This is a genomic window from Acetobacter papayae, from assembly GCF_047721125.1.
GTDB lineage: Bacteria > Pseudomonadota > Alphaproteobacteria > Acetobacterales > Acetobacteraceae > Acetobacter > Acetobacter papayae.
In genome coordinates, this window is sequence record NZ_JBDNWF010000004.1 from 102,625 (window position 1) to 114,136 (window position 11,512).

Sequence of the window (11,512 nt, forward strand, 5' to 3'; positions counted from 1 at the left end):
TGTATGGAGCGTCGCTGGTGGCTGACTGCGCTGGCAGCATTGGCGGCCCTCACACTCTTCCGGCTGATGGTGGCGGCCTGTGTGCCGCTTACCCCTGACGAGGCTTATTACAGACTTTGGGCGTTAGCCCCCGCTGCCAGCTACTTTGATCACCCGCCCATGGTGGCGCTGTGGATCAGGCTTGGTATGGCGGTGGCGGGGGATACGCCGCTTGGCCTGCGTGCGCTCGGGCCATTATTCACGGCGTTTGGTTCGCTCCTGCTGGCTCATGCGGGAGCCCTGTGGCTTCACCGTCCTGATGGACGGCCCGACTGGACTGTCGGAGCACGTGTAGCCGTGCTGCTGAACGCCACACTGGCGATCGGGCTGGGCTCCATTATCATGACGCCCGACACCCCTCTGATTTTTTTCGTGACGCTGCTGCTCTGGAGTCTGTGCTGGCTGTGCGCGGGAGGGCCTGCGTGGCTATGGCTGGTCGCGGGGCTGGCTGCCGGGCTTGGTTTTGCCAGTAAATACACCATGGTTTTGCCTGTTGCCGGGGTGGGGCTGTGGCTGGTTGGGAGCTATGCGGGGCGCGCATGGCTTCGCACGCCGTGGCCCTGGCTGGCGGCGTGCGTGGCGTTGCCCTGCACCCTGCCAGTTGTCTGGTGGAACGCGCACCACGCATGGGCCAGCTTTATGCGGCAGGGCGGGCGTGTGCTGGACTGGCAGCCTGTCCGTGCGCTGACTTTTCTGTCCGAATTGCTGGGCGGGCAGGTAGGGCTCGCCTCCGGTCTTGTGTTTATCCTGTTCGTAGGTGGCTGTGCGCGGCTGTGGCGCAGGAGCGATGCTTTTTCCGCCCTACTGCTGTGTACCATCTTGTGTCCGCTGGCTGTGTTTGTTCAGCATGCACTGGGGGCCCGCGTTCAGGCAAACTGGCCCGTTCTGGTCTATCCTGCCTGTGCGTTGGCTGCGGGTGTATGGTGCCCTCGCTGGTGGAAAAGTGCTGTCTGGCTTGGAGGCGTTCTAACCCTTGTGGTGATGGTGCAGGCCGTGTTTGCTCCGCTGCGCCTGCCTGTGCGGTTGGATGTAACCTTACGGCAGATGGGCGGATGGAGCGACTTTATCCATACGGTACAAATACGTGCCGCGGAGGGGCATTCCGGCCCCGCACCGGTGCTGATGACGGAAAATTACGACCTTGCGGGCGAAGTGGCGTTTTATGCGCGCGGGTCAGAAACCGTTGCGGTCGAGCCGCGCTGGGCGGTGTTTGACATCCCGCGACCGGTTTGTGGCCTACAGGGTATGCTGCTCCGCCCGGCTCAGGAAAAAGAAGCGCCAGACCCACATGCGTTCGAAGTTCTGGGAGAGGCCAGTGCGCCGGTTGCCCGTGCACGTAGGGGCATGGTGGCTGAATGGTATGTCATGCTGCCCGTGCGCCTGCGTTGCGCCCCCGGTCAGGCCTTTGTGCGCGATGCCGCAAGCCTGCCCGTGCGTCATTGAATGGCGTGTATCTGGGGCGGTGCGTGCGTTCAGGTCTTGGGGGCGTTTGCGTGTTGATGGTAAACCGGGCAGAATGTTGCCATATTTCACGGCGTCAGAAGTAACAGGAAGTGTAAGGATATGGGCTCGCATCGGCTTGTAGCGGTTCAGATGGACCCGCTGGAGCATATCAATATTGAGGGCGATTCTACATTCGCCCTGATGCTGGAGGCCCAGGCACGGGGGTACTCCCTGTTTGTTTACGAAGTCGGCAGCCTTGCTCTGGGCGAGGGCGTGCCCCAGCCGGGCCAGCACAGGCCTGCGCGGGTTAGTGCGCTCATGCGCCCTGTCTCGGTTCGGCGGGAAAAGGGCAATCACGCGACTTTTGGCGAAGCCGCGCGGCGTTCGTTGTCCGAAATGGACGTGGTGCTGATGCGTCAGGACCCGCCGTTTGACATGGCCTATATTACCGCCACCCATATGCTGGACCATGTGCACGGCACAGGCCCGGATCAGGCGCTGGTGGTCAATGATCCGCGCTGGGTGCGTGATTGCCCGGAAAAAATTCTGGTCACGCATTTCCCTGATCTGATGCCCCCTACACTGGTTACGTGGGATGTGGCGGAGATTCGGGCTTTCCGCGCCAAATGGCGCGATATCATCGTCAAACCCCTGTTTGGCAATGGTGGCAGCGGCGTGTTCCGTATTCGTGAAGATGACGGAAACCTGAATGCCCTGCTGGAAATGCACTTTGCCCGCTCACGGGAACCGCTGATGATCCAGCGCTACGAACCCGCCGTTACGGCAGGGGACAAGCGTATCATTCTGGTTGATGGAGAGCCCATCGGGGCGATCAACCGCGTGCCTTCAGGCGATGACCATCGCTCGAACATGCATGTGGGTGGCGTGGCGCGTCAGGTGGGGCTGACGGAGCGCGATCAGGAAATCTGCAAGGCAATCGGGCCGTTCCTTAAAGAACATGGCCTGATTTTTGTGGGGATTGATGTCATCGGGCAGTATCTGACCGAAATCAACGTGACATCTCCCACCGGACTGCAGGAACTCGAACGTTTTGATGGCGTGAATGGTGCAGCCCTCGTATGGAAAGCCATTGAGGCGCGTCTGGGCTCTCACTGAGGGTATGCGTGGATATTTTGTCCGTTCTGCGGGCAAAATATTTGGCGGAATGTCGAAAACCGGCGATAGTCCGGCATAGGTAATGATACAAAGGCCCACGCCTTGAGCCGAAACATGGTGCGGGCAGCAGTGCGGGCGCAGGCCAGAGGCCGCGAACCGCAACGGGGAAGGAAGAGGCAGAGTGGCTCTTGAAGAAATAGTGGCGAACAGGCAGGCAGGGGAAATGCACGACATGCTGAACGGGTATCCCTCTGACGGGGAAGGCGCGCCTGTTCCTCCTCCTTCGCGTTCAGCACTTGATGCTGAAGCGGTCAAACTCGCCTATCGTCGCTGGGCCAATGTCTATGACGTGGCTTTTGGCGGAATTTCGCGCTTTGGTCGCCTGCGTGCGGTCGAGGCGGTGAATGGTCTGCCCGGCACGGATGTGCTGGAAGTTGGTGTTGGCACCGGGCTTGCCCTGCCGCATTATAATGCGGACAAAGCCATTACCGGTATCGACCTTTCAAGCGACATGCTGGCCAAGGCCCGTGAGCGCGTGCAGCGCGACAATCTGGGCACCGTGCGCGACCTGCTGGAAATGGATGCCGAAGCCACGCGCTTTGCTGATAATTCCTTCGATATTGCCGTCGCCATGTTTGTGGCCTCCGTTGTGCCGCATCCGCGCAAGCTGCTGTGCGAACTCAAAAGGGTTGTTCGCCCCGGTGGCTATATCCTGTTCGTAAATCATTTTCTGGCGCCGGGCGGCGTGCGTGGCGCGGTTGAACACGCCATGGCACGGGCCTCGCGCTCGCTGGGCTGGCATCCTGATTTCGCTATGGAATCGCTGCTTCCGCCTGATGATCTGGCGCGCGCTTACATCCAGCCTGTCCCGCCCATGGGTCTGTTTACGCTGGTCACGCTCGAAAACCTGCCGGGTTGATGTCGGCACGCTCCGAGTTGTCGCGCTGTTCTGCCACGGATGTACACGCATATGTGCGTTTGTGACGTGGCAGGGGCGTGATGTGCGCGGGGCTGAATGGCTCGTTCCACACGGCGGAACACGCTAGAAAGAGCCCGATTGAAGGTTTCTCGTTTTTGAAACCGTAACGCGCCAGCCTGCCATGCGCGTATGAAATGATGGAAACAGGAAGACCATGACCGTTATCCATGACCAGAACCCGCATGCCGGAAACCTCGGCACAGCCCGTTCTCTTTCGGGGGTTGATGCTGGGCTTGGAGCCGGGTGGCTGGCTCTGGCTATCATTGCGGCGCTGGTGGGTGGTGGAATTTCCGCTTTCGCAGGCATGGGGGCGCTGCCTTCTGGTTCTGTCTGGGCGGCGCTACAGCAGGCCCATCCTGTTCTGATGCTGCTTTATGTGGTCGTGCCTGCCATGGTGTGCGGATTCGGCACTTTGTGGCTACCCGGTGCCCTGCAGCGGGACGGTATGCTGGCTAATGGGCTGAACCTCTCCGGTCTGGGGCTGGTTACCGCAGGAATGGTGTTGACGGTCTGGGCCGCTCTGTCGGGTTCAGGCTCCCATGGCTGGGGGGCTACCGCAGCCACGCTGCTGTGGTGTGCTGGCACATTGCTGGCGTGCATGGCGCTTCTGGTTACGATTTTTGACAGCCGTGCGGATAGTGTTACGCGCAGCGCCTTCTCTCCCTTCGTGTGGGGGGAAATGCTGTCTGCCTCCGTGTTGTTGCTGGCTGTGCCGGTTTTTGCCGCTCATCTGGTGCGGCAGGGGCTGGGTTCACTGCACCTGCTGTCTGCCTCCACAACCGTAGGGGTGGAATCCTTTGCCGGGCCGATCGGGCTGGTGGTTCTGCTGGCCGGTTTTGGCGTTGTTTTCGAAATGAGCGCGCGTATCGGCCGCTTTTCTGAAAAACCTGTTGCTCTTGTCATGGCGGCGACGGCAGGCACCGGCATTGTTGCCTGGGCCAAGGCTGATCTGGCCTCTGGCGTGGAGCAGGCCAGCGCCCTGCGCGTTGGCACCATTCTGCTGGCTGTGTGCACGTTTTCGGCTGTCAGCCTTGCCGGGCTTTGGCTGGCCGGTACGTGGCGCAGCCGGGTATCACCCCGCGTGCCGCTGCTGTGGGGCATGGGGTTTCTGGTTGTTGTATCCGTAGGCTGGGTTGCCCAGCTTGTGCATGGTGCGGGCCTGCACTCAGCCCTGCAACTTGGTGCGCTCTATGCCGTCTGCGGTGGCTTTTACCTGTGGCGGGGGCAGACAGGCGGGTTCTGGTATCCCCGGCGGCTCGCACGCCTGCATTTTGTGCTGACAGTGGTGGCCACAGCCCTTGTGTTCGTGCCCGGCCAGCAGGTGCTTGGTAGTGCGCTGTTTGGTCTGTCGGCTCTGTGCTTCATTCTGGCGGCAGGTCTTGGCCTGCGCTACGGCGCACTGACGCAGACGGGCGAGACTGCACTGGTTCCTGTTCAGAGCCGTATGGGCAAGGGAGAGCGGGCATGAGCGAAGCAGCACTGCCGGAGGGGACGACACGCCGCGTCCGTTTTGATACTGCGCGCGTTGGCACGCAGGCGCGCGACTGGCTGATGCTGCTCAAACCCCGCGTTATCTCCTTGGTGGTGTTTACGGGTGCCGCCGGAATGATCATGGCGCCGGGCCACCTCAATCCTTTCGTGGCGGCTATCAGCATTTTTTGCATCTGCCTGGCATCTGGTGCGGCCGGTGCCATCAATATGTGGTTCGACCGCGATATTGACGCCATTATGCAGCGCACCATTACCCGGCCCATTCCCGGTGGACGTATTCCGCAGGACGAGGCGCTGGCCTATGGCGTTGGGCTGTCCTGCCTGTCCGTTTGTCTGATGTGGATTGCTACCAACACGCTGGCGGCTGCCATTCTGGCATTTTCGATCTTTTTCTATGCCGTTATCTACACCATGTGGCTCAAGCGCTCGACACCGCAGAACATCGTGATCGGTGGGGCTGCGGGGGCGTTCCCGCCCATGATCGGCTGGGCTGCGGCCACGGGTCATATGGCGGTTATGCCGGTGGTCATGTTCGGGATCGTGTTTTTCTGGACACCGCCACATTTCTGGTCGCTCTCGCTTTATGCCTGCAAGGATTACGGGCGCGCGGGTATTCCCATGCTGCCGGTTGTGCGCGGTGGGCGGCATACGCGCTGGCAGATTTTTGGCTATACGCTGGTGCTGCTGGCGGTCTCGCTTGTGCCATCGGTGTTGGGTTTGAGCGGCTGGCTTTATACGGCCACGGCTCTTGTGCTGGGGCTGGGTTTTATTGGCTGTGCCGTGCGAGTTCTGCTTGAACAGCAGGATGCAACGGGTGTCAGCCTTGTAGGTGACAGGGCCGCCCGGATTTCGTTCCGGTTTTCTCTGGCTTATCTTTTCTTCCTGTTCTGTGGCCTGCTGGCGGATCATATCCTGCGCGGCTGGAACTGGATTGGGTAAAGGACATTCTCATGAGCCAGATGGATCAAGCGGTTATCAGCACACAGGCTGAGCAGATAGAAACAAGGCGTCGGCAGACACAGCGCGTTAGAAGCATGCTGGCATTCATGCTTGTTCTGGTGGGCATGATGTTCGGGCTTGGGCTGCTGCGGGCCTGAAAGACTGTTTTGCCTCTTGCGGGGTAGCTATCCATAACGCGCCAGCCATAACCCTCTCATAAGAGCAGGGTATCCAGCGCATGGCTCTGGTAACGACAGGCAATAAAAAAAGGCCGGTGAGCGTTTCCGCTTCACCGGCCTTTTGTTTTATGGGCCCGCTCTATGCTGTTTCAGCGTGTCTGCTGTATGGCGGAAAGCAGCCAGCGCCCGCCACGTGCGGGGCGGATAAAGGTCCATAGTTCCGTAATGGTGACAGTCTCGGTCGAGCTTCCGTCGATAACCTGCCCCATGGCGTTGGTGGTCAGATCGATCAGGCTGTAGCGCATGGCGACCGTGGCATAGTTCATGCCGTTTTCAGACCATGCCTCGGCCAGATCACCTTGCAGAAAGCGCACGTCCGAGACGACATTGCGCGCACCCTGACTGGCGAGTGCAGCAAGTTGCTCGTTGAAGTAAGAGACCATCTCCGGCGTGGCCATCTGTTGCATGGCCGGGATGTTCTGCTGGTTCCATGCGGTCTGGATATCCAGCAGGGTCTGCTGGAAGGCCTGATAATCCGCAGGGGTGATCTGCACCGGAGAGGAGTTAGCCTGCTGCTGCACGCCAAAAGGCGGCGATACCGGACGGGCAGGCCCCTGTGCGCCCATGCCGCGGCCAGCATTGCCACCAGCACCGGAAAAGCGGCGCACGAGCCACATAACCACCATGACAACCAGACCGATCTGCAACAGCATCCCAAGGAAGCTGAACATGCCGCCCACGCCCCCCATGAAACCATGGCCCGAAAGCAGCCCGAAAAGCCCCGCTCCAAGGAACCCGCCCGCAAAACCGGTCAGGAACGGGTGGCGGTTCTGATAGGGCATGCCTTGGCGGGCAAACGGTGCAGCCCCCATGGCGCCGTATCCGGGGGCGGTCGGTGCCATACGCGGCGTAATGGAACGCTCCATCGGTGCCGATTCATAAGGGGATGTGCTGGTCCTGGGCGGTGCGCTCCATGTCCGGCTGCCTCGGCTTCCCATGGAGCCGCCGCTGCCAGCCCGTGCATCGGCATGGGAGGCAAGGGGGCCTATGGCAAGGCTCGCGGTCATTACCATAGCCAGTGCGGAGGAAAAAAAACGAACGCTCACGGATCGGATACTCTCAGACGAAATAAGGTCAGGCCCCTGCGGTATTCAGGGTCTCCACCCTTAATGTGGGGGCGTCGGTGCCAAAACGAAAGGCCAGATCGTTCGCTAGTGTCATGGAGGCAAAGATTTCGAGCAGATTTCCGGCCAAAGTGAACTCGGCCACGGCTTCGGCAATCTGCCCGTCGCGGATCATGAAGCCCGATGCTCCCCGGCTGTAATCGCCGGTCAGCCCGTTGATGGACGAGCCCATCATCTCGGTAATGTACAGGCCTTCCTTGATATCGGCCATGAGTTCAGCCGGGCTAAGAGTGCCGGGTTCGAAAAACAGGTTGGTTGCCCCCGGTGAGGGCGGGCCAGAGGTGCCGCGCCCTGCACGGGCGTTGGTTTCAAGGCCAAGCTGGCGGGCACTGCGGCTGTCCAGCAGCCATGAGGACAGGACACCATCGCGCACGAGGCTGAGTGGTGCCATGCGCAGGCCTTCCCCATCGAAGGGGCGCGAGCGCAGGCCCTTGATGCGGGTCGGGTCGTCGGTAATGCTGATCTCGCTGGAGAACAGGGCCTGATCCATCTTGTCCTTGAGAAAGGACGTGCCACGCGCAATGGCCGTGCCGTTGATGGCTCCTGCAAAGTGGTTCAGAAAGCTGCCCGCCACCCGTGGGTGAAAAACAACCGGCATGCGGCCCGTGCGCGGGCGGATGGGGTTGAGGCGCGCGACGGCCTTCTGACCTGCGTTGCGGCCTAGTTCGGCGGCGTCTGTCAGGTCGCGTAGCCATAGCGTGCCGTGGTGATCGTAATCGCGCTGCATGCCTTCGCCACTGCCTGCGAGTACACAGACAGAGTTGGAATGGCTGCTGCGGGCATACTGGCCTGAAAATCCCCCCGTGGTCGCAAAGCTAACCTGTGTGCGGCCGCATGAAGCACTGGCTCCGGCACTGTTCGTAACGCCTGTTATGGCCAGTGCCGCATCCTCGCCCAGCCGGGCGCGGGCCAGCAGGGTGGCCGTATCAGGTTCCGAGGGGTCGTTAAGCTGAAGGGCGTTGTCTATGCAGGGCGTGGTCATGGCCTGCGGGGCCAGACCGGCATAGCGGTCATCGGGCAGGACGCGGGCCATGGCCATAGCCTGTGCCGCCAGTTGCTCAAACCGGGCGGGCTCCACCGTGGAGGTGGAAACAATGGCGCTCTTGCAGCCGATAAAGACCCTGAGCCCCATATCCGTGGTTTCGGAGCGCTCCAGTTCCTCGGTCACGCCATTGCGCACGCCAGCGCCTACAGAAATGCTGCTGACATGTATGGCTTCGGCCGCGTCCGCTCCAGCCTGTTTGGCATGGCGGAGCAGGCCGGAAAGCAGGGACAGGGTCTGGGCCGTCATGCTGCCAGGTTCTCCGTAATGCTCTGGAGGGAGGGGATGTGGCCAATGGGGCCAAGGGCTGCAAGCGTAGGTGTTCCGGCAAAAATCCGCGCTGCTGTCGCACGGATATCATCCGTGGTGACCGCTTCGATGCGGCTTACGGTTTCCTGCGTGGGAATGATCCGGCCGAAAATCTGGAGCTGGCGGGCAATCTGCTCGCAGCGGCTACCGGTGCTTTCCAACGACATGAGCAGCGATGCCTTAAGCTGAGCGCGCGCGCGGGCCAGTTCCTCTTCCTGCACGCTGAACTGCACCTTGCGCAGTTCTTCAAGGGTGACAGGAATCAGCTCTGCACATTCCTTTTCGCCGGTACCGGCATAAATGCCGAACAGCCCGCCATCGATAAAAGGTGCGCTGAAGGAATAGACCGAATAGACCAGCCCGCGTTTTTCGCGGATTTCCTGAAACAGTCTGGAGGACATGCCGCCGCCCAGCACGGTGGAAAGCAGCATGGTGGCGTAGTAATCGGCCCCCTGATAGCCCGAGCACGGAAAACCCAGCAGCACATGGGCCTGATCCAGCTCACGGCTTTCGCGGTATTCGCCGCCAAGGTAGCGGGCGGCGGTCATGGCGGGGCGGGTGGCATTGGGCAGGTCTGCAAAGTGGCGCTGCACCTGCTCCAGCACGGCCTCGTGTTCCAGATTGCCTGCTGCCGCAATCACCATATTATCGGGCGTGTAATGCGTGGCCATATAGGACATGAGCGTTTCGCGGCTCATGGAGCGGATCAGCTCTTCCGTGCCGAGCGTGGGGCGGCCCATGGGCTGGCCGGGGAAGGCCGTTTCCTGAAAATGGTCGAACACGATATCGTCGGGCGTATCGTTGGCCTGACCGATTTCCTGCAAGATCACGCCGCGCTCGCGCTCGAGTTCGGCGGCATCGAACGTGGAATGGGTCAGAATATCGCCGATGATGTCGATGCCCAGATTAAGGTTTTCCCGGAGTAGTTTGACATAGAAAACCGTCTGCTCGCGGGCGGTATAGGCATTGATATGGCCCCCCACATTTTCAATTTCCTCGGCAATGCGCAGGGCGGAGCGACTATGCGTGCCCTTGAAAGCCATATGCTCGAGAAAATGGGAGACACCGTTCTCTTCGGCTGTTTCGTTGCGTGTGCCAGCAGAAACATACGCACCGAAAGATACCGTTTCCACGTGCTCCATGCGCTCGGTGATAACGGTCAGGCCGGAGGGCAAGCGGGTCTGTCTGATGGGGTCTGTCATTCTCGTCCTGAAAAAAGGAAAGGCTGCCGGGCAGGCAGCCTGATGGGGTGGAGCGGCCTGTCAGTCCGTGTTGCCGCCAGCAAGGGCGGCGCGGACAGCATCCTTGATGGCATCTTGGGTCGCGGGCACGGTGCGGTAGCGTTCGCGGCGTTCGAACAGGTCGGCCATGTGGGGCGGCAGGGCCGGGTGGATACCGGTTGCAGCCACCATGGCATCCGGGAACTTGGCCGGATGGGCCGTGGCTTCCGCCACCATGGGAATACCCGGCTGGCGGAACCGCCTGCCAGCCTCGATACCGATAACGCTGTGCGGGTCCGCCAGATAGCCCGAGCGCTGGTGCACGGAACGGATAGCCGCTTCGGTCTGGGCGTCATCCAGAGCCAGACCGGAAAACAGGGTGCGTGCGCGCTCCCATGCCTCGGCCGGAATATCCATATGCCCGCTGGTGCGGAAACCGGTCATGAGTTCAGCGCAGTGTTTTGCGTCGCGTCCAAGCAGTTCGAACAGAAGACGCTCGAAGTTGGAAGAGACCTGAATATCCATTGAGGGCGAAAGGCTGGGCACCACGCCTTTGATGGTCATGTCGTTGGCGTTGAGGAAGCGCGTCAGGATATCGTTGCGGTTTGAGCCCACGCACAGATGGCGGATGGGCAGGCCCATACGGCGCGCCGCCCATGCGGCCAGAATGTTACCGAAATTGCCGGTGGGCACGGCAAAAGAGACTTCGCGCTCCGGCGCGCCAAGGGCGAGGGCTGCATGGACATAATAGGGAATCTGGGCGGCAATACGCGCCCAGTTGATGGAGTTGACGGCCGAAAGGTTCATCTCCCGGCGGAAGGGCATGTCCGCGAACAGCGCCTTTACCAGATCCTGACAGTCGTCAAACGTGCCTTCCACCGCGAGGTTGGCCACGTTGGGTTCCAGCACGGTGGTCATCTGCCGGCGCTGCACCTCCGAGGTGCGGCCTTTGGGGTGCAGGATGACAACGGACAGGCGTTCGCGCCCGCGGCACGCCTCGATGGCGGCGGAGCCCGTATCGCCCGAAGTCGCGGCCACAATGGTCACGCGCTCGTTGCGCTGGGTCAGAACATGTTCAAACAGGTGGCCGAGCACCTGCATGGCCATGTCCTTGAAAGCCAGCGTGGGGCCGTGGAACAGTTCCTGCACAAACAGGCCATCATCAACCTGTGTGAGCGGTACGGTGGCGGGGTGGCTGAAACCGGCATAGGCCCGTTCGCACAGGGTCTTGAGGGTTTCGAAGCTGATATCAGGCCCCGTGAATGGCGCCATGACACGGGCGGCCAGTTCAGGGTAGGGCAGCCCGCGCAGGGCCTGCCAGTCGGAAAGGGAAAATTCCGGCCATGTCTCGGGCAGGTAAAGCCCGCCATCCTCGGCCAGGCCGGTGAGCAGCACATCGGAGAAGGAAAGGGCGGGGGCATTCCCGCGGGTCGAAATGTAACGCATGGACGAGAGTATATCCTGAATGGCGTGTGCCGCGAAGTGGCCTTGTGGAACATTTGTCCCGCCCGCCGCCGGGTGGAGCGGTGCGGGGTAAATGGACAGGGGTTAGTGGGTGGGGGGCGTTGTGG

10 protein-coding genes are annotated in these 11,512 nt (G+C 61.2%); 6 read left to right on the forward strand and 4 right to left on the reverse strand.

Annotation, left to right across the window (positions count from 1 at the left end; genetic code table 11):
• Nucleotides 1–3 precede the first annotated feature (3 nt).
• The 6 genes from ABF757_RS02770 (at nucleotide 4) to ABF757_RS02795 (ending at nucleotide 6,165) form a co-directional block, all read left to right on the forward strand.
• On the forward strand, nucleotides 4–1,482 hold the full coding sequence (locus tag ABF757_RS02770) for an ArnT family glycosyltransferase (RefSeq protein WP_415480825.1): 1,479 nt from the start codon (nucleotides 4–6) through the stop codon (nucleotides 1,480–1,482).
• A 120-nt stretch (nucleotides 1,483–1,602) separates the two neighbouring features.
• Entirely contained in the window at nucleotides 1,603–2,598 is a 996-nt protein-coding gene (gene gshB / locus ABF757_RS02775; RefSeq protein WP_415480826.1) for a glutathione synthase, read from the forward strand.
• A 223-nt stretch (nucleotides 2,599–2,821) separates the two neighbouring features.
• Nucleotides 2,822–3,517: a class I SAM-dependent methyltransferase gene (locus tag ABF757_RS02780; protein ID WP_025860876.1), complete on the forward strand. Its 696-nt coding sequence runs from the start codon at nucleotides 2,822–2,824 to the stop codon at nucleotides 3,515–3,517.
• Nucleotides 3,518–3,731: 214 nt separating this feature from the next.
• The gene (locus ABF757_RS02785; RefSeq protein ID WP_415480827.1) at nucleotides 3,732–5,045 is read left to right on the forward strand and encodes a cbb3-type cytochrome c oxidase subunit I; all 1,314 of its coding nucleotides are present in this window, start codon (nucleotides 3,732–3,734) and stop codon (nucleotides 5,043–5,045) included.
• Nucleotides 5,042–6,007: a heme o synthase gene (locus ABF757_RS02790; protein WP_025860878.1), complete on the forward strand. Its 966-nt coding sequence runs from the start codon at nucleotides 5,042–5,044 to the stop codon at nucleotides 6,005–6,007. The genes ABF757_RS02785 and ABF757_RS02790 overlap by 4 nt, the downstream gene beginning before the upstream one ends.
• 11 nt (nucleotides 6,008–6,018) lie before the next feature.
• Nucleotides 6,019–6,165, forward strand: coding sequence for a hypothetical protein (locus ABF757_RS02795; RefSeq protein ID WP_415480828.1), 147 nt, complete (start codon nucleotides 6,019–6,021; stop codon nucleotides 6,163–6,165).
• A 170-nt stretch (nucleotides 6,166–6,335) separates the two neighbouring features.
• On the opposite strand, the gene ABF757_RS02800 is transcribed toward ABF757_RS02795, so the two are convergent.
• The 4 genes from ABF757_RS02800 to thrC are packed head-to-tail and all read right to left on the reverse strand — an operon-like array spanning nucleotide 6,336 to nucleotide 11,387.
• On the reverse strand, nucleotides 6,336–7,292 hold the full coding sequence (locus ABF757_RS02800) for a Tim44 domain-containing protein (RefSeq protein WP_415480829.1): 957 nt from the start codon (nucleotides 7,290–7,292) through the stop codon (nucleotides 6,336–6,338).
• Between the two features lie 28 nt (nucleotides 7,293–7,320).
• Nucleotides 7,321–8,661 (reverse strand): TldD/PmbA family protein, encoded by a 1,341-nt coding sequence (locus ABF757_RS02805; protein ID WP_415480830.1) that lies wholly within the window; start codon nucleotides 8,659–8,661, stop codon nucleotides 7,321–7,323.
• The gene (locus tag ABF757_RS02810) at nucleotides 8,658–9,923 is read right to left on the reverse strand and encodes a M16 family metallopeptidase (RefSeq protein ID WP_415480831.1); all 1,266 of its coding nucleotides are present in this window, start codon (nucleotides 9,921–9,923) and stop codon (nucleotides 8,658–8,660) included. Before ABF757_RS02810 ends, ABF757_RS02805 begins: the two co-directional genes overlap by 4 nt.
• Nucleotides 9,924–9,983: 60 nt before the next feature.
• A complete protein-coding gene (thrC, locus tag ABF757_RS02815) occupies nucleotides 9,984–11,387 on the reverse strand; it encodes a threonine synthase (RefSeq protein ID WP_415480832.1) in 1,404 nt (467 codons plus the stop codon).
• Between the last annotated feature and the right edge of the window lie 125 nt (nucleotides 11,388–11,512).

Coding starts and splice junctions, on each gene's coding strand:
- ABF757_RS02770 (WP_415480825.1), top strand. CDS start 4: ATGGAGCGTCGCTGGTGGCTGACTGCGCTGGCAGCATTGGCGGCCCTC.
- gshB (WP_415480826.1), top strand. CDS start 1,603: ATGGGCTCGCATCGGCTTGTAGCGGTTCAGATGGACCCGCTGGAGCAT.
- ABF757_RS02780 (WP_025860876.1), top strand. CDS start 2,822: ATGCACGACATGCTGAACGGGTATCCCTCTGACGGGGAAGGCGCGCCT.
- ABF757_RS02785 (WP_415480827.1), top strand. CDS start 3,732: ATGACCGTTATCCATGACCAGAACCCGCATGCCGGAAACCTCGGCACA.
- ABF757_RS02790 (WP_025860878.1), top strand. CDS start 5,042: ATGAGCGAAGCAGCACTGCCGGAGGGGACGACACGCCGCGTCCGTTTT.
- ABF757_RS02795 (WP_415480828.1), top strand. CDS start 6,019: ATGAGCCAGATGGATCAAGCGGTTATCAGCACACAGGCTGAGCAGATA.
- ABF757_RS02805 (WP_415480830.1), bottom strand. CDS start 8,661: ATGACGGCCCAGACCCTGTCCCTGCTTTCCGGCCTGCTCCGCCATGCC.
- ABF757_RS02810 (WP_415480831.1), bottom strand. CDS start 9,923: ATGACAGACCCCATCAGACAGACCCGCTTGCCCTCCGGCCTGACCGTT.
- thrC (WP_415480832.1), bottom strand. CDS start 11,387: ATGCGTTACATTTCGACCCGCGGGAATGCCCCCGCCCTTTCCTTCTCC.